At 33.9% G+C, this 26204-nt stretch carries 26 protein-coding genes; 15 read left to right on the forward strand and 11 right to left on the reverse strand.

The window, feature by feature from the left end; translation table 11 throughout:
- Window positions 1–120: 120 nt before the first annotated feature.
- The 8 genes from HGK31_RS05145 to HGK31_RS05180 all read left to right on the forward strand — a co-directional run bounded on the left by HGK31_RS05145 (window position 121) and on the right by HGK31_RS05180 (window position 9933).
- Entirely contained in the window at window positions 121–3828 is a 3708-nt protein-coding gene (locus HGK31_RS05145; RefSeq protein ID WP_191858764.1) for a metallophosphoesterase, read from the forward strand.
- A 112-nt stretch (window positions 3829–3940) separates the two neighbouring features.
- Window positions 3941–5092 (forward strand): BaiN/RdsA family NAD(P)/FAD-dependent oxidoreductase, encoded by a 1152-nt coding sequence (locus HGK31_RS05150; RefSeq protein ID WP_233451005.1) that lies wholly within the window; start codon window positions 3941–3943, stop codon window positions 5090–5092.
- Window positions 5089–5622, forward strand: coding sequence for a DUF1697 domain-containing protein (locus tag HGK31_RS05155; protein WP_191858766.1), 534 nt, complete (start codon window positions 5089–5091; stop codon window positions 5620–5622). Before HGK31_RS05150 ends, HGK31_RS05155 begins: the two co-directional genes overlap by 4 nt.
- A 6-nt stretch (window positions 5623–5628) precedes the next feature.
- Complete coding sequence (gene mvaD, locus HGK31_RS05160; protein WP_191858767.1) at window positions 5629–6714, forward strand: diphosphomevalonate decarboxylase; 1086 nt, start codon at window positions 5629–5631, stop codon at window positions 6712–6714.
- A 62-nt stretch (window positions 6715–6776) separates the two neighbouring features.
- Window positions 6777–7124: a four helix bundle protein gene (locus HGK31_RS05165; protein WP_104735476.1), complete on the forward strand. Its 348-nt coding sequence runs from the start codon at window positions 6777–6779 to the stop codon at window positions 7122–7124.
- A 36-nt stretch (window positions 7125–7160) separates the two neighbouring features.
- Window positions 7161–8090 carry a mevalonate kinase family protein gene (locus HGK31_RS05170; protein WP_191858768.1) on the forward strand — a complete coding sequence of 310 codons (930 nt, stop codon included), beginning with the start codon at window positions 7161–7163 and terminating at the stop codon, window positions 8088–8090.
- Window positions 8091–8101: 11 nt separating this feature from the next.
- The gene (locus HGK31_RS05175; RefSeq protein WP_191858769.1) at window positions 8102–9016 is read left to right on the forward strand and encodes a geranylgeranylglycerol-phosphate geranylgeranyltransferase; all 915 of its coding nucleotides are present in this window, start codon (window positions 8102–8104) and stop codon (window positions 9014–9016) included.
- A gap of 41 nt (window positions 9017–9057) precedes the next feature.
- Window positions 9058–9933 carry a pseudouridine synthase gene (locus HGK31_RS05180; protein ID WP_191858770.1) on the forward strand — a complete coding sequence of 292 codons (876 nt, stop codon included), beginning with the start codon at window positions 9058–9060 and terminating at the stop codon, window positions 9931–9933.
- Between the two features lie 31 nt (window positions 9934–9964).
- Here the strand turns inward: HGK31_RS05180 and HGK31_RS05185 are convergent, their stop codons facing one another.
- The 4 genes from HGK31_RS05185 to HGK31_RS05200 all read right to left on the reverse strand — a co-directional run bounded on the left by HGK31_RS05185 (window position 9965) and on the right by HGK31_RS05200 (window position 12579).
- The gene (locus tag HGK31_RS05185) at window positions 9965–10489 is read right to left on the reverse strand and encodes a hypothetical protein (protein WP_191858771.1); all 525 of its coding nucleotides are present in this window, start codon (window positions 10487–10489) and stop codon (window positions 9965–9967) included.
- 55 nt (window positions 10490–10544) lie between these two features.
- Window positions 10545–10901, reverse strand: a complete 357-nt coding sequence (locus HGK31_RS05190) for a hypothetical protein (RefSeq protein WP_191858772.1) — start codon at window positions 10899–10901, stop codon at window positions 10545–10547.
- A 155-nt stretch (window positions 10902–11056) separates the two neighbouring features.
- Window positions 11057–12067, reverse strand: a complete 1011-nt coding sequence (locus HGK31_RS05195; protein ID WP_191858773.1) for a transglutaminase domain-containing protein — start codon at window positions 12065–12067, stop codon at window positions 11057–11059.
- 20 nt (window positions 12068–12087) lie between these two features.
- Complete coding sequence (locus tag HGK31_RS05200; RefSeq protein ID WP_191858774.1) at window positions 12088–12579, reverse strand: carboxypeptidase-like regulatory domain-containing protein; 492 nt, start codon at window positions 12577–12579, stop codon at window positions 12088–12090.
- 474 nt (window positions 12580–13053) lie between these two features.
- Between HGK31_RS05200 and HGK31_RS05205 the strand changes: the two genes are divergently transcribed.
- From HGK31_RS05205 to HGK31_RS05235, 7 genes are read left to right on the forward strand one after another with little or no spacing between them, the layout of a single operon-like run.
- Window positions 13054–14451, forward strand: coding sequence for an arginine decarboxylase (locus HGK31_RS05205; protein WP_104735482.1), 1398 nt, complete (start codon window positions 13054–13056; stop codon window positions 14449–14451).
- Window positions 14444–15385 (forward strand): agmatinase, encoded by a 942-nt coding sequence (gene speB, locus HGK31_RS05210; protein WP_191858775.1) that lies wholly within the window; start codon window positions 14444–14446, stop codon window positions 15383–15385. Before HGK31_RS05205 ends, speB begins: the two co-directional genes overlap by 8 nt.
- The gene (locus tag HGK31_RS05215) at window positions 15375–16349 is read left to right on the forward strand and encodes a deoxyhypusine synthase family protein (protein WP_104735484.1); all 975 of its coding nucleotides are present in this window, start codon (window positions 15375–15377) and stop codon (window positions 16347–16349) included. Before speB ends, HGK31_RS05215 begins: the two co-directional genes overlap by 11 nt.
- A gap of 2 nt (window positions 16350–16351) precedes the next feature.
- Window positions 16352–16684 (forward strand): hypothetical protein, encoded by a 333-nt coding sequence (locus HGK31_RS05220; protein ID WP_191858776.1) that lies wholly within the window; start codon window positions 16352–16354, stop codon window positions 16682–16684.
- Window positions 16685–16698: 14 nt separating this feature from the next.
- A complete protein-coding gene (locus HGK31_RS05225; RefSeq protein ID WP_104735486.1) occupies window positions 16699–16929 on the forward strand; it encodes a hypothetical protein in 231 nt (76 codons plus the stop codon).
- 11 nt (window positions 16930–16940) lie between these two features.
- Window positions 16941–17357, forward strand: a complete 417-nt coding sequence (locus HGK31_RS05230; protein ID WP_191858777.1) for a VOC family protein — start codon at window positions 16941–16943, stop codon at window positions 17355–17357.
- A gap of 3 nt (window positions 17358–17360) precedes the next feature.
- Window positions 17361–18140, forward strand: coding sequence for an RMD1 family protein (locus HGK31_RS05235; protein WP_191858778.1), 780 nt, complete (start codon window positions 17361–17363; stop codon window positions 18138–18140).
- Here HGK31_RS05235 and HGK31_RS05240 read toward each other — a convergent pair whose 3' ends face one another.
- From HGK31_RS05240 to HGK31_RS05270, 7 genes are all read right to left on the reverse strand, one after another.
- Window positions 18141–18965, reverse strand: a complete 825-nt coding sequence (locus HGK31_RS05240; protein ID WP_191858779.1) for an alpha/beta hydrolase — start codon at window positions 18963–18965, stop codon at window positions 18141–18143.
- Window positions 18955–20289, reverse strand: coding sequence for a glycosyltransferase 87 family protein (locus HGK31_RS05245; RefSeq protein WP_191858780.1), 1335 nt, complete (start codon window positions 20287–20289; stop codon window positions 18955–18957). The genes HGK31_RS05240 and HGK31_RS05245 overlap by 11 nt, the downstream gene beginning before the upstream one ends.
- 34 nt (window positions 20290–20323) lie before the next feature.
- The gene (locus tag HGK31_RS05250) at window positions 20324–21808 is read right to left on the reverse strand and encodes a cellulose synthase family protein (RefSeq protein WP_191858781.1); all 1485 of its coding nucleotides are present in this window, start codon (window positions 21806–21808) and stop codon (window positions 20324–20326) included.
- The gene (locus tag HGK31_RS05255) at window positions 21805–22497 is read right to left on the reverse strand and encodes a glycosyltransferase family 2 protein (RefSeq protein WP_191858782.1); all 693 of its coding nucleotides are present in this window, start codon (window positions 22495–22497) and stop codon (window positions 21805–21807) included. The genes HGK31_RS05250 and HGK31_RS05255 overlap by 4 nt, the downstream gene beginning before the upstream one ends.
- A 273-nt stretch (window positions 22498–22770) precedes the next feature.
- Window positions 22771–23079: a GIY-YIG nuclease family protein gene (locus HGK31_RS05260; protein ID WP_191858783.1), complete on the reverse strand. Its 309-nt coding sequence runs from the start codon at window positions 23077–23079 to the stop codon at window positions 22771–22773.
- A 137-nt stretch (window positions 23080–23216) separates the two neighbouring features.
- A complete protein-coding gene (locus HGK31_RS05265; protein ID WP_191858784.1) occupies window positions 23217–24809 on the reverse strand; it encodes a 4Fe-4S binding protein in 1593 nt (530 codons plus the stop codon).
- 2 nt (window positions 24810–24811) lie between these two features.
- Window positions 24812–26116: an NAD(P)/FAD-dependent oxidoreductase gene (locus tag HGK31_RS05270; RefSeq protein ID WP_191858785.1), complete on the reverse strand. Its 1305-nt coding sequence runs from the start codon at window positions 26114–26116 to the stop codon at window positions 24812–24814.
- Window positions 26117–26204 lie beyond the last annotated feature (88 nt).

Here is a 26204-nt window from a genome sequence, read left to right on the forward strand (position 1 = left end):
TAGGGTAAATTTACAAATTATGAAAGGTTAAACAATATTATTACAGACCATCTTTGAATGAATTGGAGTAATGTTACCTGCTATAATGTGTATCTTTAGGTTTATAATAAAATGTAAAAAATGCCTATCCGATTTGTTTTTGCTTTACTGTTATTGATAACGTTTTCATGTGCTACTTATAAGCCACAATATACTTCAGAAGAATTCATAGCCTCTGATTTACCTGCTAAAAAAGTTGAAACCAAACTATATCTTATTGGTGATGCTGGATATTCACCACCAAATAGCATGTCTAATGCCTTATCAGCTTTTCATAACTATGTTTCAGATAAAGATACAAAGGGGCATTATGCCATATTTTTGGGAGATAATATTTATCCAGAAGGTCTGCCAGAAAAAGGTCATAAGTACAGGGTATCTGCTGAAAATGCGCTCAATGGTCAGTTAAAATCTATAGAGAACTTTAATGGTACACCCATTTTTATTCCTGGAAATCACGACTGGTATTCAAATGGGTTGGAAGGTCTTAAAAGACAAGAAAAATTTATAGAGGATGCTTTGGGTAAGAACACGTTTTTACCAGAAGATGGTTGTCCTATTGAAAGTATTGATGTTAGTGATACAATTCAGCTTATTATAGTAGATTCAGAATGGTATATTGAAAACTGGAATAAAAACCCAACCATTAATGATGATTGCGAGATAAAAACAAGAGAACGTTTTCTTGAAGAATTAGAAGGTGAAATTAAAAAGTCAGAAAAAAAGACTACCATTATCGCTATGCATCACCCAATGTACACTAATGGGATTCATGGTGGTTATTATCCAGCATATAGGCATTTGTATCCTTCTGCAAGTAAAATCCCATTGCCTATTCTAGCATCACTAGTCACACAAATAAGAACACAAGGAGGCGTTTCTATTCAAGATAGATTTAATGAAAGCTATAATGAATTAATGAACCGTATGGAAAGATTGGTTCTAGATTCCAAAAACGTAGTTATTGTTTCAGGACATGAACATTCGTTGCAATACATAGAAAAAGAAGGTGTTAAGCAGATTGTTTCAGGGTCAGGCGCAAAGGAATCTGTTGCGGCATTGGGAGAGAACGGTCTATTTAGTTATGGGAAACAAGGATTCGCTGAATTAATAATTTACGAGGATGGAAGTAGTTGGGTTCAGTTTTTTGGGGTTGAAAACAACAAACCTAAATTATTGTTTCAAAAGGAGATCATTCAACCTAAATCAGTTTTTAATGTTGAGGAATTACGTGAATCTTTTCCAGATTCCGTCGAAGTTTCAATTTACAGTAAGGAGGAGACTGATAAATCTGCATTTTTTGAGAGCATTTGGGGCGATCATTATAGGGATGTTTACAGTCAGAAAATAAAAGTTCCAGTAGCCACATTAGATACGTTGCATGGTGGATTAGAAGTAGTTAGAAAGGGAGGTGGTCATCAAACACGTTCATTACGATTAAAAACAAAAGACGGGAGAGAACTTAACATGCGTGCATTACGAAAAAGTGCTACTCAATTTTTGCAAACTTCTATGTTTGAAACAACATACATTGGTGATGATTACGAACAAACTGCTGTGCAAAGTTTAATTCTAGATTTTTACACAGCAGCCCATCCATATGCTTTTATGGTCGTGCCAACTTTAGCGCATGCTGCAGAGGTTTATCACACTAATCCTAAAATATACTTTATACCCAAACACAAACATTTAGGAGATTTTAATTCGGAGTATGGCGGCGAATTATATATGATTGAAGAGCGACCAGAAGAGAATTATTCAAAAGAAAGAAACTTTGGGTATGCTGATGATATTGAAAGCACTTATGATATAATAGAGAAAATTAGAGAGGATGAAAAGCATAAAATTGATGAAAATGCTTTTATCAGAGCGCGTTTGTTTGATATGTTAATTGGTGATTGGGATAGGCACCAAGACCAATGGCGTTGGGCGCAGTTTGATTTGGAGAATGGAGACAATATTTATAAGCCTATACCTAGGGATCGAGATCAAGTTTTTGCAAATTTTGATGGTGCTATATTAGATGTTGCGCGCTTTATTTCAGCATCTACTAATCAGTTGCAGGTTTATGATGATCAATTGAGCAATGAAGATTTAAAGTGGATAAACAGTGCAGGAATTAAATTAGATAGAGTTTTACTTCAACAAGCAGATGAATCTAACTGGATAAAGCAAGCCGAATTTCTCAAAGACCACATTACAGATGACATCATAATGGAAGCTTTTGCCCATGTCCCAAAAGCTGTTCAAGATTCAACATTAACAGAAATAGTTGGTCATTTAAAAGCTAGAAGAGAAAATATGGTAGATATAGCAAAGCGTTATTACCAATATTTGAACAGTCTGGTTGTTTTGACAGGAACTGATAAAGATGATTACATTGAGGTTGCCAGAGTTGGAAATAAAGAAACACGAGTTAAAATTTCAAGAATAATCGATGGCAAAAAAGGTGAGGTTATTGTTGATAGAACCTACCATAGGGATACAACCAAAGAAATTTGGATTTATGGGCTTGATGATGATGATGTTTTTGAGGTTTCAGGAAAAGCCAATAATCTAATTTATACAAGAATCGTTGGTGGTTATGGTAATGATTCATACAATGTTAAAAGTGGTCGACGCGTTAAAGTTTATGATCATAAGTCAAAGGAAAATACTATTGTAAACAAAAAAAGATCGGTCATTAGATTTACAGATGTCTATAATCTTAATTTATTTGATTACAAAAAGCATATTACCAAAACCAATGTGCTTTCTCCTGCCATTAGTTACAATCCTGACGATGGGTTTTTGTTGGGAGCTACAGTCACCATGACCAAAAATGGCTTTCAACGAAATCCATTTTCGCTTCAACATCGGTTTAATGTAGCTTATTTTACTGCCACAAGTGGATTTATAGTCAACTATAATGGTGAAATCGCAAATGTTTATGAAGACTGGAATATGATTATAGGCGGTAAGCTTACGACTAAAAATTACACGCAAAACTTTTTTGGCTATGGTAATGAGACGGTTAATAATGAATCAGAATTAGGTATGGATTTTAATCGGATTGGAACAGAATCCTATGCTGCACGATTTGGAATGGTTAGAAGAGGGCCGTTTGGTAGTGATTATGGTTTTAGAACAGTTCTAGAGGGTTTTAAAATTGTAAATGACGCGAATAGGATTTTAAAATCTCTTGATACCGATTCAGATTTTTACGACATGAAATTTTATTCGTCTCTTGAGCTAGACTATGATTATGAGAGTTATGATAATAAAGCAAATCCTACAAGAGGCATGAATTTTGGTTTGCATCTTGGAGGTACAACAGAACTTGAAGATGTTAAGAAGGTTTTTGGATATATTAATACAAACATGGGCTTTTATAACTCACTTATTAAAAATCGAAAATTGGTCCTAAAAACGAGTGTGAATGCCCAATTTAGAATTGGGAACGACTTTGAGTTTTATCAGGCATCAAGTCTGGGAGGCGATAATGGCTTAAGAGGTTATAGAAATGAAAGATTTGTTGGGCAAAATGCTTTTGTGACAAGTGCAGATTTACGTTACACATTCAAATCAATTAAGACCAGTACGTTGCCGCTGCAATTTGGTGTTTACAGTGGTTTTGATTTAGGAAGGGTTTGGTATAAAGGCGAAGGCTCAAAAAAATGGCATAATGATTATGGTGGCGGTTTTTGGATTACTGCTGCCGAAAGTATTTCAGGTTCATTTAATTTATTCCATGGTGCTGAAGGTTTTAGATTCACATTTGGATTGGGTGTTGACCTAAATTTAGATTGATTTTTAGTACTTTTCAAAATTCAAACAGAAACAAGAAATTCACTTGAATAAAACATGCTTTGACGTTATTATAATCGGTGGAGGTGCTGCTGGCTTTTTTGCAGCTATTAATATGGCTGAACAAAACCCTAGCTTGAAAATTGCGATATTGGAAAAAGCTAAAGAAGGCCTTCAGAAAGTGAAAATATCCGGAGGAGGTCGTTGTAATGTTACACACGCCGAATTTATACCCCAAGAGCTAGTAACGAATTACCCTAGAGGTGAAAAAGAATTGTTAGGACCTTTTCATCAATTTATGACTGGTGATACTATTGAATGGTTTGAAAAACGAGGTGTGGAACTTAAAATAGAAGATGATGGACGTATGTTTCCCATTACAGATAGCTCTAAAACAATTGTCGATTGTTTTTTAAATGAAGCTAAAAAACACCACGTAGAAGTTTTTTATAGTAAAAATGTATCCAAAATAATTCCGACTGATAATTTAGGTTTTAAATTGGAGACAACAGATGAAAAATTCTCTTGTAAAAAACTCTTAATAGCAACAGGAAGTAGTGTAAAGTTTTGGAAGCTACTTGAAAATTTAGGGCACACAATTTCTAAACCTGTCCCATCACTTTTTACATTTGATATTAAAGATAAACGTATAAAGGATATTCCAGGCGTAGTTGCTCAACAGGTGAGTGTAAAAGTTCTTGGAACAGACTTATACAGCGAAGGCCCTTTGCTTATAACACATGTTGGTATGAGTGCACCGGCTATTCTAAAATTATCAGCTTTTGGTGCTGTTGAATTAGCAAAACGAAACTATTTATTTGATATTGAAATTAATTTTATTAATGATACATATGAAAATTGTTTAAATAAACTAAAGCTTTTTAAGCATGATTTGGCAAAAAAATTAGTTTTGAAATCAGCTCAATTTCATTTGCCAAAACGGCTATGGAAACAATTGGTCTTAGCTGCAGATATTGAAACAGAAGCGCGTTGGGCAGATTTGAATAAAAGTCAATTAGAGGGATTAGCCGCTCAATTAACACAAGCTGTTTTTCATGTTAGCGGGAAAAGTACATTTAAAGACGAGTTTGTAACTGCTGGTGGTGTGGATTTAAAGGAGGTGAATTTTAAAACCTTTGAAAGTAAGCTTTTTCCAAACTTGTATTTTGCAGGTGAAGTACTGAATATTGATGCTGTAACAGGTGGATTTAATTTTCAAAATGCTTGGACAGGTGCTTATATTTCAGCAAAAGCAATAGCCAAATGAAAACATATATTGCATTATTAAAAGGTATTAATGTAGGTGGTCATAAAAAAGTACCTATGATAGATTTGAGAAATTTGCTAGAAAAAGAAGGTTTTCAAAATGTACAAACCTATATTCAAAGCGGAAATGTGATTTTGCAAACCAGTGAAAGTAATAAGCTAGAAATTGAAGAGTACATTTCAAAAGCCATACAATCTCATTTTGGTTTTGAAGTATCTGTTATGGTAAAAACTAGAACCGAACTGCTGAACATTTTCGAAAAATCTCCTTTTAATGAAGAAAAAAAGAAGGCTAGCTATTTTATGATGTTGCATGATGAGCCAAAAGCTGAAGTGGTTCGTGAAGCTTTACAAAAAGTGTATGAAGGTGAAGAATATCACATTATCAATGATTGTATCTACTATTTTCATGATAAAGGATTGGGTAAGGCAAAATTTAATGTCAATTTTTTTGAACGAAAATTTCAAACATTCGCAACTGCTAGAAACTATAATACAATGCTAAAGTTGTTATCTTTGTCCGAAGATTAGCAAAACATGACCGAACACGATTTTATTCCAAAGCCATATACTATTGCAAAGCAAACTGGGAAAGTTTCTTGGGAATCACCAAGTAATATAGCACTTGTAAAATATTGGGGCAAAAAGAAAGATCAGATTCCGGAGAATCCATCCATTAGTTTTACTCTCAATAATTGTAAGACAATAACAACCTTGTCCTACAGTCCTAAAGAAAATGTAGCTGATTTTTCATTTGAAGTGTATTTAGACGGGATTAAAAAAGACGATTTCAAACCAAAAATTCAAACATTCTTTGAACGTGTTGAAGATTATCTACCTTTTTTAAGACAATTTCATTTTAAAATTGAAACCCAAAACACTTTTCCGCATAGTTCTGGAATTGCATCTTCTGCATCTGGAATGAGTGCTTTGGCTTTGTGTTTGATGAGTATTGAAAAGTCTATTCAACCACAAATGACTGTCGAGTTTTTTAACCAAAAAGCTTCCTTTTTAGCACGATTGGGTTCTGGTTCGGCTTGTAGAAGTATTGAAGGCGATTTAATAGTTTGGGGAAAAACAGATAGTATTCAAGGAAGTAATGATTTATTTGGTGTTAAATACCCATACGCTGTTCATGAAAACTTTAAAAACTACCAAGACACCATTTTATTAGTTGATAAAGGAGAGAAGCAGGTAAGTAGTACAGTTGGTCATAATTTAATGCATGATCATCCGTTTGCAAAAAACAGATTCCAACAGGCTCATACTAATTTAGAAAGTCTGAAATCAATTTTAAAATCAGGTGATTTAGATTCTTTTATTGAACTTATAGAAAGTGAAGCCTTGACATTACATGCCATGATGATGACGAGTATGCCATATTTTATTTTGATGAAGCCAAACACTTTAGAGATAATCAATAAAATTTGGAAATTCAGAAAAGCAACGGGTTTACATATAGGCTTTACTTTAGATGCTGGAGCCAACGTTCATGTGCTTTATCCCAAGAAAGAGTCTGAAAAAATATTGGAATTTATTCAGAACGAGTTAGTTGCATATTGTAAAAATGAAGAATATATTTGCGACGAAATTGGTTTTGGTGCAGAAAAAATTAATGATTAAAAGTTAAAAATGAATAATTTTTATACCTTAACTTTTTGGTGTAGAACTAAAATTATTCATTTATGAAACCTAATGTTATTAAAGATAAAAGCTTTGATTTTGCAGTTGATATTGTTGATTTATACAAAGAATTGGCAAACAATAGAAAAGAATTTGTGATGTCTAGGCAACTTTTAAAATCAGGAACATCAATTGGAGCAAATGTACGAGAAGCTGAATTTGCACAAAGCAAACCTGATTTCACAAACAAGATGTCAATTAGCTTAAAGGAAGCCAATGAAACAGATTATTGGTTAGATTTGTTATACGCAACGGATTTTATCAATAAAGAAGAATTTGAAAAATTTAAGCCTAAATCACAGGAAATGTTACGATTATTGGTTAGTATTGTAAAAACATCTAAAGTTTAATTATTAACTTTGCATTATTAATTTTTCATTAATCAGATGAAAGGACCACTTTTTTATTCAAAAATTCTACTCTTTGGAGAATATGGTATCATCAAAGATTCTAAAGGACTATCAATTCCTTATAACTTTTATAATGGTGCTTTAAAGGTTTCAGATACTGATACGGAAGTCACAAAAAAATCAAATAATAATTTAAAGCGGTTTGCTGATTATTTAGAAACAATAGACTCGCAATTGGTGAGATTTGATGTTGAAGCCCTTCGTAGTGATTTGGCTGAAGGTATGTATTTTGATTCGTCAATTCCTCAAGGGTATGGTGTGGGAAGTAGTGGTGCTTTGGTTGCTGCTATTTATGATAAATATGCTTTCAATAAAATTACGGTTTTAGAGAATTTAACAAGAGAAAAACTCTTAAAATTAAAAGCCATATTTTCTGAAATGGAATCCTTTTTCCATGGTAAGTCATCTGGTTTAGATCCTTTGAATAGTTATTTAAGCATTCCTATTCTCATTAATTCAAAAGACAACATTGAAGCAACGGGTATTCCATCACAAAAAGTAGATGGTAAAGGAGCAGTCTTTTTATTAGATAGTGGTGTTGTTGGTGAAACTGCACCTATGGTTCGTATTTTTATGGAAAATATGAAGCAAGAAGGTTTCCGCAGTATGCTTAAAGACCAGTTTATTAAACATACAGATGCCTGTGTGGATGATTTTCTTAAAGGTGATGTGAAATCATTGTTTAAAAACACAAAACAATTGTCTAAAGTCGTTTTAAATCATTTCAAGCCAATGATTCCTAAACAGTTTCATGATTTATGGAAAAAAGGTCTAGAAACCAACGATTACTATCTTAAACTATGTGGTTCTGGAGGTGGAGGCTATATTCTTGGTTTTACTGAAAACATTGAAAAAGCCAAAGAATCCCTTAAAGATTATAAATTAGAGGTTGTATACAACTTCTAAAATCTCCCGACATGTTATCCCGTAGGCAAAAACATATTTTACTAAAGTTTTTTAGTATGTTTTCTGTCATAAGAGGTTACAATATTCTTATCATTATCATAGCGCAATATCTTGCCGCCATTTATATTTTGGCACACAATAAGACCTTACGTTCAGTATTGCTAGACCTCAATCTTTTTATGTTGGTTTTAGCATCCTCGGCAACCATTGCAGCTGGCTATATCATCAACAATTTTTATGACTCTGAAAAAGATTTAATCAATCGTCCGCAGAAATCTATGTTAGATAGGTTGGTCAGTCAAAACACTAAACTTTCATTCTATTTCGTGCTTAATTTTATTGCAGTCATTTTAGCTAGCTATGTTTCGTTTAAAGCAGTTATTTTCTTTTCAGTTTATATTTTTGCTATTTGGTTTTATTCGCATAAACTTAAAAAAATGCCCTTTGTAGGTAATTTGACATCAGCTATTCTAACCATTACTCCTTTTTTTGTCATCTTCATATATTACAAAAATTTTGAATCGGTTATTTTTGTTCATGCCATGTTTTTGTTTTTAGTTATATCAATGAGAGAACTCACAAAAGATCTAGAGAATATTACTGGTGATTTGGCTCAAAACTATCATACCATTCCTGTGGTTTATGGGGAAAAAGCTTCAAAAACCATGCTTACCATACTGGGTGCACTAACACTCATTCCAGCTTTTTTACTCATTTATAAATTTCAGGTTGGCAGAATGGCTTATTTCTTTTATTTGAGTGTAATTTTACTGGTTGTTTTTCAGTTACTATTATGGAAATCAACCAGTAAGCCACAGTATTTGGTGCTTCATAATATATTGAAATTCATAATTATTGCTGGTGTTGTTAGTATTCCATTGATTGATGTGTCAGTGATATTGAATAAAATTCCTATTATTAGTTAAGCTATTAATTATCATCTATCTTTGCCAAAAATTTGGTAATCATGAGCAGAAAGCAAGGAACAGGCGGAAAGAAGCGCCCTTCAGGAAGAGGACAAAGACATAATAACGCAAACACAACTGGAAGAGGTGGTAATAATTCAGGCGATAAGAGCCTGGCACGCGGTAATTCACCTATGAAAAAGAAAGCAACAACCAATACATCTGGTGATTCTGATAGCATCAGGCTTAATAAATATATTGCCAATTCAGGTATTTGCTCACGTCGTGAAGCTGATGAGCATATTGCTATTGGTTTGGTTACTGTAAATGGAAAGGTTGTTACAGAAATGGGTTATAAGGTTAAGCTGGAAGATGATGTACGTTATGATGGCAGACGCATTAACCCAGAAAAGAATGCTTATGTATTGCTCAATAAGCCAAAAGGCTTTGCTACAACTACTAGTGAAGGAAAAGGCAGAACGGTTATGGATTTGGTGGCCAATGCGACCAATGCTAAAATAAAACCAATAGGCCGTTTGGGTAGAAACTCTACAGGATTACTGTTATTTACCAATGATGATAGTGTGGTAAAAAAGTTTACAAATTCTAAAAATGGTGTGCCACGGTTGTTTCAGGTGGAATTGGATAAAAACCTGAAATACGAAGATTTAAAAAGTATTCAAGACGGTTTTAAAATTGATGGTAAGTTAATAGCTGTTGAAGAAATAAGCTATATAAAAGGCGAAAGTAAAAATCTAATAGGCTTAAAAATAAAGAATACAGGAAACACCATTATCCGAACCATTTTTGATCATTTTAATTATGACATGATTAAAATTGATTGTGTCGCTATTGGGCATTTAACCAAAAAAGATATTCCACGAGGTCACTGGAAACACCTGACCGAGCAGGAGGTGAATACTTTGAGGATGTTGTAGGTTGTGTAGATAACTTAAGATAAAGTAACTGTTAGTCTATATTTTTTTCATTGAGACTAATTGTTATTGTTGATTTTATTTTGCCATCAAATTTTGGAAAAGGTAAAATAGAGACTACTAATATCGGACCTTTATTTTTATCTTTCCAAAAATAATAGATATCAGCTTCATTGTTCCCATCGATGCCTTTTTCATTTCTGAATGTTAAATCAAAGCTTTTTAGTAGGTTAAAAATAGTGTAAAAGTTAGATTTATCTATTTGATTATGAATTAAAATCCTTTTCTGGGTGGATACTTTATCATCAAAAAACACTAATAACTCTGAATCATTATTCAGGTCTAAAATTGGGTTTTCTATTATTTTGCTCAATATAACATCATCTCCAACTTTTGCGTCTGTGATAAATTCAGATTTATTCATTTCTTTCAAAATTGTATATGCACTTTTTTTAATTGGAAGGTCATAAAAAAGGTCATCAATAAAATCATCCAGTTCACTGTTTTGAGAATTTGCGTTAATAGCAAAGAATAAAAAAAGTAATAATAAATATCTCATTTTACGTTAGCTTCATTAATAGGTTATTTGTATTGCGTATAGTGTTTGGTTTTGTTTATGCATCTATGACTGTAAACCCTTTTACTTTTGAATCTTTGCTGTTTTCATCGTATAATACCAAAATATTACAAGTATCTCCTACTGATAATGTTTTAAGTTTTTTGCTTAATCTAGGCATCCATTTCCATAATCTATTAGACTTAACTAAATCATAGATGTAAGAAATAGATACACTTGGGTAAGATTTAATGGCAGCATTTATTTCATCAGCACTTTTTTTGGTATAAGCATCGAAAAAAACTATTGCATATGCAGTACCATTATCATGCGTTAATGCAGTGCCATTATCTCGTTCTAATCTAATTTCGTTTATTTTTATCCCAGACAAAACCTGATTAGGATTGGTAATCAATATTGAATCCTTTATTAGTGGCCAAATTTTTTTTTTTAAGTTCGTCTTTCATAGGTTCCACTATAAATGGTAAATCGGTCTAATTTTTAAAGCATTATATTGGTTATTAACGTAATGTAATCATTTTTAATTTTAATTTCAAATAAACTCTAAAACTAACCTTTCACCTCAAACGTATACGTAGAAATATACTCCTCACCAATCATGAGATGTACATCATAAAATCCCACAGCATTAAACTGGTATTCCAGAGTTAAGTTTTGATTTATAATTTTTGTTGTTGGTGAAACATGCCTATCGCTTGTGCCATTATCTATTATAAGGCTAATGGTATTATCAGAAACAGGTTTTTGTAATTGATACGTAAATGAAACGGTTTCATGCTTTTTAACCGTATTATGAAATCTTTTAGGAGCATGATGGGTTTCTAGCGTTTTATAAGCGTTGCCATACAATAGAGGTGCCTCCAAAAAGTCCCTAAAAGCAGGTGTTGTGCCTTCAAACAATAACCATTTAGTATCCATAGGATAATGATTTAGAACAAAGAGTTCTGGATTGGTTAAAAAATAACCGTCATTATAGTCAAAAGTAAACGTTAAGGTTTCGGCATTCTGGATGCCACTGGCCCAAGTTGGGTCGCACAAGTACCATTTGTCATTGAGTTTTACAGCATTCCAGGTATGGTTTGGCATATCCGATTCATGTAACAAATTCGTGCTCGTTTTTCCATAACCATGAACAATTTCACATGGGATGTTGGCCAATGACGCCAGTTGTTGAACCATAAAAGCATAACCTGTACAAATGGTCTTTTTATCTTTAATTAACTTTCTAAAAACATCTTTTTTTAATCGATTGTTCCAGTTTTGAGTTTTTAGACTGTCTGCCTTAAAGCGTTGCCGTTTGCGTTTATTTTTTAAATACAGATTATAATCATTCTTTATGTTGGTGCAAACCCACATGTAAATGGCTCTAAAGCGTTCTACATCGGTTGTCAATCCAGTGGATAGGTTATTAGTCAATTCCTGTAAATCATATAAATCAGTGCCTTTATAAGCCAATGCCAAGCTATCGGCTTTCCGAAAGTCAATATGTTTGAAATCGGACTGCTGCGCTTGGATTTGGCATGCTATTAAAAAGATACAGCTATACAGTAATTGTTTCATAAAACTAGAAAGGAAGTACCTTACTTCTTACGTTTGCTTTTATAGGGTTTGTCACTTTGCAAAGCACCTAACATTTGAACAGTTTCGGAAGCCAATTCAACTTCTATAAATGGTGCATTTTTGTCAATCTTTATTTCTTGGGTATGATACCCTAAATGACTGAAAACTAATACATCATTTTCTTTTAGTGCTTGTGGAAAAGTAAACATACCTTTTTTGTCTGTTATGGTTCTTGTGTCTGTACCTTTCAAGGTGATGGTTACTTGATCTACTGGACCATTTTCATCGCTAACAATGCCTTTTACTTCCGTTCCAGTGTTGTTTTGAGCTAATAGATTACTGGAGAAGAAAAAAGTCATCACAATAATGCTTAAAAAAGAAATTGTTTTTTTGGCTGATTGCGTGTCTAGGTCAAACGGCCAATGATAATTTTTTTTCATCAAAGGCTTTTTTTCTGTTTCTGGCTTTTTTAAGCCATTTTTTTTCTGTGACATTGGTTTTGTTGTTTTCATAATTATAAGATTTATACTCAAATCTATGGCTATTCTATTTATAAAAATAGTGCTTATTAGCTTTTGCAATCATTTTACAAGGGAACGTGCCTTTTCAATTAGTAAAGCACTAATTTAATGATTAAAAGACACTGAATTTCAAGGCATAAAAATAATTTCAAAAAAAATATGAAAATGTTTTGCATGTCAAAAAAAAAATTACATTTGCAGCGCATTTAGCTGAACAAATTGAAACCTGTTTTTATGTTCGGGCTTTTGAAAATTAGGAAGTCATATTCAAAAGCTGCTTATCGTTTAAGTAACCGAATTTTAGAGCTAACTTCCGCTTACTACATCGTCATGAGCCAACATTTGTTTGGATTCATCCCTACAACACATCCGCAAATTCAAGTTTGATTATTTGATATTTAATGATATCTTAATGCTGAAAGTTAATTTCAGTTTGTACCTTTAAATTTCAATTAAAAACTAATAATGAATACAAAATATATTGACTTGGTTAATCAAACATTTGATTTCCCACAAGAAGAATTTAAACTTGAAAATAAAACACTAGAATTCCACGATATTGATTTAATGCAGTTGGTTGAAGATTATGGTGCACCTTTAAAATTCACGTATTTACCTCAAATTTCTAATAATATCAATCGTGCTAAAACGTGGTTTGGTAATGCCATTAAAAAACATAAGTACAAAGGCAAGTACAACTATTGTTACTGTACAAAAAGCTCACATTTTAAACACGTTTTGGATGAAGCATTAAAAAATAATATTCACATTGAAACATCTTCAGCTTTTGATATTGACATTGTTGAAAGCCTTAAGGCTGAAGGAAAAATTACTGATGAAACGTTTGTGATTTCAAATGGTTTCAAGCGTGCTCAATATGTTACTAATATTGCACGATTGATTAACAATGGTCATAAAAATGCCATTCCGATTATTGATAACTATGAAGAAATTGATTTACTTTCTGAAGAAATAAAAGGTAAATTCAACATAGGTATTCGTATTGCTTCTGAAGAAGAGCCTAAATTTGAGTTCTACACGTCTCGTTTAGGTATAGGATACAAAAACATTGTGCCATTCTATAAAACTCAAATTCAGAATAATAAAAAGGTGAAACTAAAAATGTTGCACTTTTTTATCAATACAGGAATTAGAGATAATGCTTATTATTGGAATGAGTTGTCTAAATGCCTAAAGGTTTACACGAGTTTGAAGAAGATATGCCCATCATTAGATAGCTTGAATATTGGTGGCGGCTTTCCAATTAAAAACTCGTTGGCTTTTGATTTTGATTATGAATATATGGTTGATGAAATCATTAACCAAATAAAAACGGTTTGTGAAGATGAGGAAGTAGCAGTACCGCACATTTTTACTGAATTTGGAAGTTTTACCGTTGGCGAAAGTGGCGGAGCAATCTATGAAGTGCTATACCAAAAACAGCAGAACGATCGTGAAAAGTGGAACATGATTAACTCATCATTTATCACAACTTTACCAGATACTTGGGCTATAAACAAGCGCTTTATTATGCTACCTATTAACCGTTGGTATGATAGCTATGAACGTGTGTTATTGGGTGGATTAACCTGCGACAGTGACGATTATTATAACAGCGAGCAGCATATGAACGCTATCTATTTACCAAAATACAATAAGGAAAAACCTTTATACATTGGCTTCTTTAATACGGGAGCCTATCAAGAAACTATTGGCGGATTTGGAGGTTTGCAACACTGCTTAATTCCGTCGCCAAAGCATATTTTAATCAATAAGGATGATAACGGAAATATCACCACAAAACTATTTAGTGAACAACAAAAGAGTGAAGACTTACTTAAAATTTTAGGTTACAATGAGTAATAAAACATACGCAGGAATAGAAGACCAATATTCCAAATTAGACAATTCAAAAATTGTATTAATTCCTGTGCCATATGATGGTACAAGTACTTGGCAAAAAGGAGCTGATAAAGGTCCAGAAGCATTTTTATATGCATCAGAAAATATGGAACTTTATGATATAGAAACTCAAACTGAAGTATATAAACAGGGTGTGTATCTGGCTAATCCTGTTACCGAAAACACGTCACCAGAAAGTATGGTTGATGCTGTTCATGACGTTACTAAAAAGTATATCAAAAAGAATAAGTTTGTTACTATTTTTGGAGGTGAACATTCTATTTCTATAGGAACTATTCGTGCTTTTAATGAGTGTTATGATAATCTTACGGTTTTGCAGTTAGATGCGCATGCCGATTTACGTCAAGAGTATCATGGTAGCAAATGCAATCATGCTTGTGCTGTTTATGAAGCAAGCCAAACAACTAACTTGATTCAAGTAGGTATTAGAAGCATGGACGTTATTGAAACCACTGTTATGGATACTGACAAAACATTTTTTGCGCATGATATGGCAGTGGATGATACTTGGATGGATTCGGCAATAGATTTAATGACTGACAACGTATTTATAACTATTGATTTAGATGCTTTTGACCCTTCTATTATGCCGAGTACTGGAACACCAGAACCCGGTGGTTTACTTTGGTATGAAACATTAGAGTTTTTAAAGCAGGTTTTTGAAGAAAAAAATGTGGTTGGTTTTGATATTGTTGAACTATGTCCAAACCCTAATGAAGGGTCTTCAGACTTCTTGGCAGCAAAATTATATTACAAAATGCTATCATATAAATTTATGCATGATGAAGCTGATGATAATTTCGATAATAATTTTAACGAATCTCAAGTAGGTATTAATAAATTTTCTAAATTTAATGACGAAGATGACAACTAAAGGACATATATCACAATTCATAGAAAAGTACTATTTACACTTTAATGCAGCTGCCTTGGTAGATGCTGCAAAAGGGTATGAAGATCAATTGAATTCAGGTGCTAAAATGTTGGTCTCTTTAGCTGGCGCTATGAGTACTGCCGAACTTGGTAAAATATTTGCCGAAATGATTCGTCAAGATAAAGTGCATATCATTTCTTGTACTGGTGCCAATTTAGAGGAGGATATTATGAATTTAGTCGCTCATTCGCATTATAAACGCGTACCTAATTATCGCGATTTAACACCTCAAGACGAATGGGATTTACTTGAAAAAGGCTTGAACCGTGTAACGGATACGTGTATTCCCGAAGAAGAAGCGTTTCGTAGAATTCAAGAACATATTGTTAAAATATGGAAAGATGCAGAAGCTAAAGGTGAGCGCTATTTGCCTCACGAGTATATGTACAAGTTATTATTGTCTGGAGTTTTAGAAGAATACTATGAAATAGATATTAAAAATTCATGGATGTACGCAGCGGCTGAAAAGAATCTACCAATTGTTTGTCCAGGATGGGAGGACAGTACCATGGGTAATATCTTTGCGAGTTATGTGCTTAAAGGCGAATTGCAAGCCAGTACCATGAAATCTGGAATTGAATATATGACCTTCTTGGCCGATTGGTACACAGATAATTCTGAAAAAGGAATTGGATTCTTCCAGATTGGAGGCGGAATTGCAGGTGATTTTCCTATTTGTGTTGTACCTATGTTGTATCAAGATATGGAACGTACTGATACACCGTTTTGGAGCTATTTCTGTCAAATTTCAGATTCAACAACCAGTTATGGTTCTTATTCCGGAGCCGTACCAAATGAAAAGATAACCTGGGGTAAATTAGATATTAACACACCAAAATTTATAATAGAAAGTGATGCTACTATTGTAGCGCCATTAATTTTCGCCTACTTATTAGATATGTAATTATGAATAAAAAAGACAATTTGAAACGCGTAATTGTAGATTTTAAAAAACTAACACCTGAAATTTTAGCTTTGTTGGTTGAAAAGTATCCAGATGGTTATGATGAAGATCAAATCATCACCTTCCGAAATGCTAAAAATGAAATTATTGATGCTGTTGAAGTGACTACTGAAGACACCAAGTATTTGGTGAAAGTGAGCACCAAATTGGCTGTAACCATGGAAAATTATGATGAGGATGATTATGAGGATTTTGATGATGATGATCCAGAAGCAGTGCAAGATCCGGAATTAGAAGTTTCAGATGATGACACCACCGATAACGAAGAAGATTAAATTAATTTAGAATCATGAGAACTGCTGTTTTTAAGTCTTACAAGAACGGTTATTTTACGTTTTGGTTTGAAAATGGAGAAGAATTGGCTTTTGAGGAAGTACACCCACGTGTCCTTAAACAATTCGACTTAAAAAATGATAAAAGTTTAAGAGACCAAGAGTTTCGCATTACGTTTGTGGAAGTATATGAAGATGATGATGAAGACTTGGTTATATATAGAGTTGAAAGTTTAAAACCCATCTAATTCTTTTTTCTATGGATACATCATTTCACATGTCTTTACCTTGCTCCAGCATTAAAGACACAAAGAACTTTTATGTTAACAGTATTGGTGCCACATTAGGTAGGCATACACAAAATTGGATTGATGTGAACCTTTATGGACATCAAATGACGTTTATTAAAGCAGGAAAGTTTGATTTTAATAATCCCAATTATGTATTTGAAGGCCGTATTCTGCCTTCCTTTCATTTTGGTGTTATAGTTGACAGTATTGCTTGGAAAGAAATCTATAACAGATTTGAGGATACCGATTTGGAATTGGTAACCAAAACAACGTTTTTAGAAGGAAAACTGGGTCAGCATACGTCTTTTTTTATTAAAGATCCAAATGGTTATATGTTAGAGTTTAAAAGCTTTAAAAAACCTAACGAGACCTTCAAACATTCATGAAACATGTATAATGTTGTTGCTTATCAAGTAGCAGACACTATCAATATTAAACAAGTTAAAGAGCAACTGTCAATGCAGTTACTCTTTCAAGATAGTGATGAGATTTATTTTAAAAAATCTGATAATAAATTCTTGTATATCTTTCACTATGGTATGGTGAGTTTTTTCAACATGGATAATGCTGAAATAGATATGGTTTTAAAACACATTAAACCGTTTTGTAAAAACTATACTTTTGATAGTAATTCGGAAGATATTGAAGTCGATATTATTCCAAATAAAATGGCGGTAACCTTTGAAAAAGTTATTTTGCCTGAAATGAATGATGAAATGATTCGCTTGGTAATGCTTAATGCTTCCCAATCTGTGGCATTAAACCGTTATTCTCAAATAACTGAAGATTTATTGATTGAAACAAATGAGCATACCTTGTATTTAGAAAATAAAGGCAAATTGGATATTTCTGGTAATAAACTCAAACGGTTTATTGGGAAAATCTTAAACATTAAGAACAAAATATCAGAGAACCTCTATATTTTTGACTCACCAGATAGTACTTGGGAAGATGAGCAATTAAATAAATTGAACTCTGAACTCAAGCAAACCTTTGATCTTAAAGATCGTTATCACTTAATTCATGATAGAATTGATATTATAAAAGAGAATCTAGAACTTTTTAAAGATATCATGGATCACAAAGAAAGCAGTAAACTAGAGTGGATCATCATCATTCTTATTTTAGTAGAGGTAGTCGATATGTTTATAGCTAAGCTCTTTTTTTAACTACAGAATTTTCTTTAGCTCGTCGTAATATTGTTTAGTGATGTGTAAGCCGTTATGACCTCCTTCACGAATGGGATGTAAACTAATATTTTCAGGTTGAATAAGTTGTAACTTTTTAGCGTTGGTGTCTGGATGAATCAAAAAATCACGAGTCCCATAATAAATGTTTATAGGGCAGGTAACTGATTTAATATACTCATATGTCGGAATATCATACTTAATTAAAAACTCTGGAATGGGTGGTGCAATTTCTTCAGTAATGAGTGTTTTCCACGAGTAGTATGGCGCATTTAAAATAAGCATTTTAGGATTGTTTTTTGAAGCTACATAAGTAGCCAAACCAGAACCCAAGGAATAACCTAATACTACAATTTGGTCTTCTGAATACCGTTTTTTCACGAAGTCGTAGACTGTTTCAGAATCATGTAATAATTCTTCTGTATTGCAATATTCGCCATCACTTTTTCCATAGTTTCTGTAATCAAAAAACAGAATGTCGTAACCGTTATCTAAATACAATGGCGCACGTGTTCCCCATTCGTGAATGGCACCAGCATTGCCGTGATAATATATAATAACACCTTTTTCAGGTTGTTGTGTTTTAAAAAGTAGGGCGTTTAAGCTTACACCTTCAGCAACGGGAATGTCATATTCTTCAAACTCCTGTTCAAAAGTGTAAACATAATCCTTATCTAAATGCTTGGGATTAAAAAAGAACCGTTCCTGTTTAAAGTACATAAATACTAAAGACAGGACATACAACACTACCAAAGTGGCAATGATTCTTAAGAGTCTTCTAAAGAGCTTTGGAAAATTAATTTTCAAGTGGCTTGGTTTTTTTCAAGTCCCACAAAAATACTATAAAAACCACCACATATTCAAATGCAATAATCCAGAGATTTTCGGAGTAGTCTGTATGACTGTATGCTAGATAGCTTAACACAATCATAAAGCTCCATACTAAAGGGAATTTGTAATGCGTGAAAACAGACAGTAATAACAAGGTAACCAGATACCAAGGATGAACCGTTGTAGATAAAAATAAGTACACTGTTAAAGCCAATAGCATACTTGAAACGACATTTTTTGTATTTGTGTTATTTCTTATTAGACCTAACATAATAACACTGATAAAGACTGTACAAGCCATCAATTTGCCAATAATAGCAATTTGGTTATAACCGGAAATCCAAAAGCCTATTTCACGAAATACATAATATAGACTAGCATTAAATTCAAAATTTTGAAACCATAATCCCACGGTTTCTGTGTAGTTGTTTAGGAATTGTGGATTGTAGAACGGGACAAACGATAATAGAGTTAAACCAACAACAATCGCGCAAAACCAAAACCCTGTTTTGAGTTTGAGATGTTTCCAAATAAGGGGCAAGAACAACAAGGGGATTAATTTAACCGAAACCGAACAGGCAAATACCACTGCTGCCCATTGCCATTTGTGTTTGTGGAACAGGTAGAGACTCCAAACCAAGAAAAAGACCATGACACCTTCAAAATGAAGGTTGCCTGTGAGTTCAATAATAATAAACGGATTGAGGATATACCAATACAAATTATAGGTTGGTAGGTTTAGGGCTTGTAAGAGTTTTTTACCAAACATTAGTGTGCCAAAGTCTGCTGCAATAATAATGAGACGCAATACTAGAACAGAACCCCAAATACTTTTGCCAGCAAATAGCCCAGCTAATATAAAACATAATTGATTTAGAGGCGGATAGTTAGTAAAATGCCCAGCGCTTAAGCTACCCATGCCATTGAACAATTCTTGAGCTTGAGCTATGGGAAACAGGTTTTGATTAATAAAACTTTGCGGTGTATACAGGTAGGGATTAAAGCCCTCCAAAATCATGCGGCCATCCCAGATAAACCGGTAAAAATCTTGTGATAGGTTTGGAATTGCCAAAATAAACAGTGCCCGAAAGCCAAATGCCAAGCCTACTGCGAGTTTTGGGTGGTATTTTAACAGCGATACCAGCTTATAGAAGGACCAAAAGAGTCCAGCGTATAACAGGACTAATTTAAGGCTTTGGGTACGCTCCAAGGTATAGGCAAACACGAGATATAATACTATGGATACTAGTACATAAAGCCCAAGCCATGCGATTTGTTTGATAGCCCATTTGTTTTGCATAGTTTAAATATAGCTTATAATTGTATGAAATGATTTAAGCCTTTATAAACAGCGACTTAACAAACACATATCCAAAGCCTAAAAAGAGCATGAGGTGGAAGGGGAAGAGCCCAAAATCGCCGTTGCCTACCACAAATGCCGAGTACATACCAAAGGCAAAGTAACCCATGAGCAGGCCTTCCAAAATGACTTTAAATGAAAAAGTGCTTTTAAGGTATTTGTTGTTTTTATAAGAATCCTGCGTGGTGTTAATATTGAATTTTGGTGTACGAATAAAGTCGCTGCGTTTACCAAAATGACCTTCTATTACAGCCAAGGTATTGTGTAATGAAAAGCCCATAGCAACTGAAAAGAATGTGAAAAACATAGCTATATATTTTACGAAATCCTTGAGGCTAGAACCATAAATACGCCTATACATGACCCAATAACAGCTAAAGAAAATCAGCGTGCTTAACACAAAGAAACTCATTATGATAAAGTAAGGTTTTAGGCTCGTGTGCTGGTTTTTAATATACAGCATAGGGATACTCAATACGGCTACTATTAAGATGTTTAAAAACATGGTACTATTGAGCAAGTGTAATATACCATGTGCTTTGGTTTTTGTACTTATTTGTTTGTTTCTTAAAATTTTAAACAGCAATTTTTGGAAGTTTTCGGCACCACCTTTGTTCCACCTGAATTGTTGTGATTTTGCCGCACTGATTACTACAGGCAATTCGGCAGGTGTTTCAACATGTTCCAAATATTTGAATTTCCAGTTTTTAAGTTGTGCACGATAGCTTAAATCTAAATCTTCGGTAAGGGTGTCGCCTTCCCAATTTCCAGCATTAATTATACAGGTTTTTCGCCAAACACCAGCTGTTCCATTAAAGTTAATAAAATGACCTTTACTACTGCGTCCTGTTTGTTCTAAAGTGAAATGAGCATCTAGTGCAAATGCCTGAACTTTGGTTAACAACGAATAATCACGGTTGATATGTCCCCAACGGGTTTGTACAACACCAATGGCTTCATCTTTAAAATAAGGAATGGTTTGTTTAAGCCAGTTGGGTTTTGGTAGGAAGTCGGCATCAAAAATAGCGATGAATTCGCCTTGAGCCGTTTTCAATCCTTCTTTAAGAGCACCAGCTTTAAATCCTTCTCGATTTTTTCTATGAAGATGTTTTATATTTAAACCTGTTCGTTGTAGTTTTTGAACTTGTAGTTTTGTTGTTTTTAAGGACTCATCGGTTGAGTCGTCTAGAACTTGAATTTCCAATTTATGTTTGGGGTAGTCTATTTTTGCGATGTTATTGAGTAGGCGTTCTATTACATACAATTCGTTATAAACGGGTAACTGAATAGTTACATAAGGCACTTGTTCTGGATTTGATAAATCAAACTGTGGAGATTGGTGGTTTGTTTTGGAGGCTCTTAAATAATTGGTTAACAGATTTAGCTGGGCCAAAGCATACACAAAAATCATGAGTATGGCTAGGGTATATATGCTTATGACAATGGTTTCTATTATCATTTTTTAAGTCCGTATTTAAAAATCCAACCCAAAATCTTTATGCCAGCCATAACAGCTCCCTTAAATGTTCCAGACACTTTAGAGACACCAATGCGGTTGCGATACCTGACAGGGATTTCGGTATAAGTCATATTTTGTTTGAGTGCTTTTAACTGCATTTCTACAGTCCAACCATAGGTTTTGTCCTCCATATTTAAAGCTAAAAGTTTATCATACTTAATAGCGCGAAATGGTCCTAAATCTGTAAACGTTGAACCAAACATGAAACGCATGAGGGTTGTGGCTAGCCAATTGCCAAATATTTGAGGTCTTGTCATAGAACCTTTTTCTCGTAGTCGTTTCACACGTGCACCAATTACAAAATCGATATTGTTTTCGGTCATGGGTTGAATAAGTTTGGTTAATTCTTCCGGATAGTCACTATAGTCGCCATCTAAAAATACCACGATATCTGGTTTGATATTTTGTTCTGAAATATAAGTTATACCTTTTAAACACGCATAACCATAGCCTTTGCGGTTTTCGGTTAAAACCGTTGCACCAGCTTGTTTGGCGTTGACTTCAGTATTATCGGTTGAACCGTTGCTGACTACAATTACCTCATTAACACCATCAGGGATCTCATTAATAACATGAGTAATGGAGTCTGCTTCGTTGAAAGCTGGAATGATGACTTTTATGTTGGGCATTAGCTGTTTGTTTCGATTGGCAAAAGTACAAATGTTTTAGGGTTTATAGCGCTTCGACCTTTCGACAAGCTCAAGGTAAACTTGCTCAGCGTGACAAGGGCTCTATGTTTTTGTTGTTTAGGTTTTTATGCGCTTCGACAAGTTCAGCGTGACAAGGTGCTCTATATTTTTGTTATTTAGGTTTTTATACGCTTCGACAGGCTCAGCGTGACAAGGGGCTTATTATTTATAATATTTATAACGATGTCAGTCCGAGCTTGTCGAGGACTCATTTCATTTATAAGGATGATTATACTCTGAATAATTTTTAGAGAACGTAATTAAATCATTCCAGTTTTCATTTATCAATGCTTCCTTTTTTCTATGTGACCATCCTTTGATTTGTTTTTCTATTTTAATAGCTTCAGTTGGATTAGTACATTGTAAATGCCATACCAATTTCACAGGTCTTCGGGAATATGTGTAGGTGTCTTTTCTGTGCCCTGCTTTATGCTGTAAAATACGCTTTTCTAAATCGTTCGTCATACCTGTGTAGTAGGTGTTGTCTGAACAGAGAAGTATGTAGACGTAATAAAATTTCATATTTGATTGTTTTGATTGCGCTTCGACCTTTCGACAAGCTCAAGGTAAACTTGCTCAGCGTGACAAGGGGCTCTATGTTTTTGTTATTTAGGTTTTTATGCGCTTCGACAGGCTCAGCGTGACAAAGGGCTGTTCATTTATTTCTGATTTACTAAATCCATTAAATCCACATCATTTCCTAAAAGAATCTCCTTTGAGTTTATGCGTCCTTTCATACTATCGTTTTCTAGTTTTAAAACACCACGTGGGCAAACAGCAGAACAGATGCCGCAACCTACACAACTAGATCGCACTATGTTTTCACCTTTTTGGGCATAGGCTCTAACATCAATTCCCATTTCACAATATGTTGAACAATTTCCACAGGAAATGCATTGTCCGCCATTTGTGGTGATTCTAAATTTTGAAAATAGACGTTGCTGAAATCCTAAAATAGCAGCCATAGGACACCCAAAACGGCACCAAACGCGACTTCCGAAAATAGGATAAAAGCCAGTGCCAATGACACCTGAAAATATAGAGCCAATTAAAAAACCATATGTTGAACGCAAGGTTTCCGCTTGAAACAGAAAGATATTACTGTTAGAAACGTAATGCATAGCGAATAACACCATAATTATTATAAAATACCCAATAGCACCATAGCGTGCATCTTTGCCTAGCTCATGACGTTTAAAAATCATAGTTAGAACAAAAATTAAAGTGAGAAAAGAAGCTACCAGAATTAAGAACACATCTTTAGTTAACCAATATTTACTGGTGTCAGCTTCTAAATAGGAATGCACAACTGCAGTGGTCATTAAAACAACAAAAACAAGGACGCTATGTATTACCCATCGTTCAATTTTCCAGGCAAATTGACGTTTATCACTTAAATGTCTAAAAGGGTCTCCTGCAGTTTCTGCTAGTCCGCCACAACCACAAACCCAAGAGCAATACCATCGTTTCCCGTATTTGTAAGTTAGAATTGGTGTAATTATAAAAATAGAAGCAATTCCAAAAATTAAGATGGCTAGACCAACATCACCTGCGCTTATCATCGAGTCTACGCGATACTGCTCAAAATTATAATAATTTAATGGCCAAATGTTTTTTAAATCGTAATAAGGTAGACTAAAGGTGTCAGAGTTCAGCCGTGCCATAAACTCTGGAATTAAAAAGGCAAAGGCAAGCTGAAAAAACATTACCGAATAGGTGCGTAATTGTTCGTAACGATTATGTCGATACTTCAATAAGAACTTAAACCCAAATGCTAAAATAGCGATTGTATATAGCGTTCCATAAACAAACCACTGGCTTGCTGGATTTCCACTTAACAGTCTGCTCAACGGATCGAAGAAAGCAATTAATCCGGTATTGGCTCCACCATTTAAATTAAGTCCTAAATATTGCGGATAAAAATACAATACGATGTAAAAAAGTGTTAAAACAACGCCTGTTAACCAGCCATAAAGACCTCTTGAAGAAATAGACTTGAACCAGACACCATTGTTTTTTATCCCTTCTGGTTTGGATACATATAAATCTATAGCATAGCTGGAAATACTTAAACAAATTAAAGATAAAGACGTGTAGAGTGCTAAACCTGAAAATGTATCTAAATTAAAAAGTGTTAAAACTAGAACGAAGAGGCCAACCACACCTGTTAAAATAATGGCTTTTTGTCTAGGCGTATTTTTATATCCATCAGGCGTAGCAATTGACAAACTATAATTTAACTTATTGCTCATGGTTATGCTGTTTGATAGAAATTATTACATGTTTTCAAAATATCGGCTTCGTGATGTGTATAAAACTCGGGATCAAAATTAGCTTCCTTTAGGTGACTTAAAACAAAATCTACTGATCGCTTTTCAGTTAGCCATTTATCAAAAACTTCATGGCGCATTCGAATACCAAACGTGTTTATACCTAAAAACTCATTGTTATCTTTATGATAAGCAATCGTAATGCATTTATTGTCGTCTTGATGTTTCCAATGGTATTGTTCTTCATACTCTGGTTTAGCTTTTTTGCCATGTACCCATCCGTAAGTTTGAAATTCAATATCAAAGAATTTAGCAGAATTAAACCAATGACCTGGTTTATACGGGATGCGATTACCACAAACGCTTTGTGCAATAGTTTCTCCCATCATCCGACCTGTGTACCAAACGGCTTCAATAGGTCTGCGATTTCCAATGGCTTCGCGTTGTTCGGCACAGTCACCAATTGCAAATACATCAGAAATATTGGTTTCTAAAAATCGATTGACTAAAACACCTTTATGGGTTTCAATCGTAGAGTTTTTTAGAAAGTTTATATTAGGAGAAACACCTGCGGTTAAACCTACAAAATCGCAAGCAATTTCTTCTCCAGTTTCTTCTATGATTACCGATTTCACTTTGTCATTTTCATCTGAAACTATTTCTTTTAGATTTGTTGATAAACGTAAGTCAATTCCGTTTCGTTCAATTTCGCGATTAATCATAGCAGAATCGCTTTCAGGTAAAACACCGTTCCAAAAACTACTTTCACGTACTAAAAAGGTTACTGGTATGTTACGAGAATGGAGCATTTCGGCTAATTCAATGCCGATCAATCCACCCCCAACAATTACGGCACGTTTACAGGTGTTATTGTCTGGAGCATAAACCTCGAGGTTTTCTAAATCTTGTTTACTATATAAGCCTTGAACGCCATTTAAGTCCTGTCCTGGCCATCCAAATTTGTTTGGTTTACTTCCCGCTGCAATTATGAGTTTGTCGTATTTAAGGCTTTCTTTATTTTCAAAATGAAGTGTTTTTGTGTCTGTATCAATGAGATTGACAAAACCTTTTTTAAGATCAATCCTATTTTTTTTCCAAAACCAATCTTCGTAGGGTTTTGTGTTTTCAAATGTCATATGTCCCATGTAAATATACATAAGAGCAGTGCGAGAAAAGAAATAATCAGATTCAGCTGAAACGATTGTTATTTTATGGTCAGACAGTTTTCGGATATGCCTAGCGGCTGTAACACCAGAAATTCCATTGCCAATAATAACGATATGCTCCATATATAGTTTTAGTTAGTTGTCTTTAGGTCGAAGGAAATGTTAAAACCTTATTCCCTAAACTTGAGTTTGTTTAAATTTAGGGATAAAT

Source organism: Hanstruepera ponticola (assembly GCF_012931685.1).
In the GTDB taxonomy this organism is placed as follows: domain Bacteria; phylum Bacteroidota; class Bacteroidia; order Flavobacteriales; family Flavobacteriaceae; genus Hanstruepera; species Hanstruepera ponticola.

What these genes read in the sequence shown, in the direction of transcription:
- HGK31_RS05145 (WP_191858764.1), top strand. Translation starts at nt 121, where the DNA reads ATGCCTATCCGATTTGTTTTTGCTTTACTGTTATTGATAACGTTTTCA.
- HGK31_RS05150 (WP_233451005.1), top strand. Translation starts at nt 3,941, where the DNA reads ATGGCTGAACAAAACCCTAGCTTGAAAATTGCGATATTGGAAAAAGCT.
- HGK31_RS05155 (WP_191858766.1), top strand. Translation starts at nt 5,089, where the DNA reads ATGAAAACATATATTGCATTATTAAAAGGTATTAATGTAGGTGGTCAT.
- mvaD (WP_191858767.1), top strand. Translation starts at nt 5,629, where the DNA reads ATGACCGAACACGATTTTATTCCAAAGCCATATACTATTGCAAAGCAA.
- HGK31_RS05165 (WP_104735476.1), top strand. Translation starts at nt 6,777, where the DNA reads ATGAAACCTAATGTTATTAAAGATAAAAGCTTTGATTTTGCAGTTGAT.
- HGK31_RS05170 (WP_191858768.1), top strand. Translation starts at nt 7,161, where the DNA reads ATGAAAGGACCACTTTTTTATTCAAAAATTCTACTCTTTGGAGAATAT.
- HGK31_RS05175 (WP_191858769.1), top strand. Translation starts at nt 8,102, where the DNA reads ATGTTATCCCGTAGGCAAAAACATATTTTACTAAAGTTTTTTAGTATG.
- HGK31_RS05180 (WP_191858770.1), top strand. Translation starts at nt 9,058, where the DNA reads ATGAGCAGAAAGCAAGGAACAGGCGGAAAGAAGCGCCCTTCAGGAAGA.
- HGK31_RS05185 (WP_191858771.1), bottom strand. Translation starts at nt 10,489, where the DNA reads ATGAGATATTTATTATTACTTTTTTTATTCTTTGCTATTAACGCAAAT.
- HGK31_RS05195 (WP_191858773.1), bottom strand. Translation starts at nt 12,067, where the DNA reads ATGAAACAATTACTGTATAGCTGTATCTTTTTAATAGCATGCCAAATC.
- HGK31_RS05200 (WP_191858774.1), bottom strand. Translation starts at nt 12,579, where the DNA reads ATGAAAACAACAAAACCAATGTCACAGAAAAAAAATGGCTTAAAAAAG.
- HGK31_RS05205 (WP_104735482.1), top strand. Translation starts at nt 13,054, where the DNA reads ATGAATACAAAATATATTGACTTGGTTAATCAAACATTTGATTTCCCA.
- speB (WP_191858775.1), top strand. Translation starts at nt 14,444, where the DNA reads ATGAGTAATAAAACATACGCAGGAATAGAAGACCAATATTCCAAATTA.
- HGK31_RS05215 (WP_104735484.1), top strand. Translation starts at nt 15,375, where the DNA reads ATGACAACTAAAGGACATATATCACAATTCATAGAAAAGTACTATTTA.
- HGK31_RS05220 (WP_191858776.1), top strand. Translation starts at nt 16,352, where the DNA reads ATGAATAAAAAAGACAATTTGAAACGCGTAATTGTAGATTTTAAAAAA.
- HGK31_RS05225 (WP_104735486.1), top strand. Translation starts at nt 16,699, where the DNA reads ATGAGAACTGCTGTTTTTAAGTCTTACAAGAACGGTTATTTTACGTTT.
- HGK31_RS05230 (WP_191858777.1), top strand. Translation starts at nt 16,941, where the DNA reads ATGGATACATCATTTCACATGTCTTTACCTTGCTCCAGCATTAAAGAC.
- HGK31_RS05235 (WP_191858778.1), top strand. Translation starts at nt 17,361, where the DNA reads ATGTATAATGTTGTTGCTTATCAAGTAGCAGACACTATCAATATTAAA.
- HGK31_RS05245 (WP_191858780.1), bottom strand. Translation starts at nt 20,289, where the DNA reads ATGCAAAACAAATGGGCTATCAAACAAATCGCATGGCTTGGGCTTTAT.
- HGK31_RS05250 (WP_191858781.1), bottom strand. Translation starts at nt 21,808, where the DNA reads ATGATAATAGAAACCATTGTCATAAGCATATATACCCTAGCCATACTC.
- HGK31_RS05255 (WP_191858782.1), bottom strand. Translation starts at nt 22,497, where the DNA reads ATGCCCAACATAAAAGTCATCATTCCAGCTTTCAACGAAGCAGACTCC.
- HGK31_RS05260 (WP_191858783.1), bottom strand. Translation starts at nt 23,079, where the DNA reads ATGAAATTTTATTACGTCTACATACTTCTCTGTTCAGACAACACCTAC.
- HGK31_RS05265 (WP_191858784.1), bottom strand. Translation starts at nt 24,809, where the DNA reads ATGAGCAATAAGTTAAATTATAGTTTGTCAATTGCTACGCCTGATGGA.
- HGK31_RS05270 (WP_191858785.1), bottom strand. Translation starts at nt 26,116, where the DNA reads ATGGAGCATATCGTTATTATTGGCAATGGAATTTCTGGTGTTACAGCC.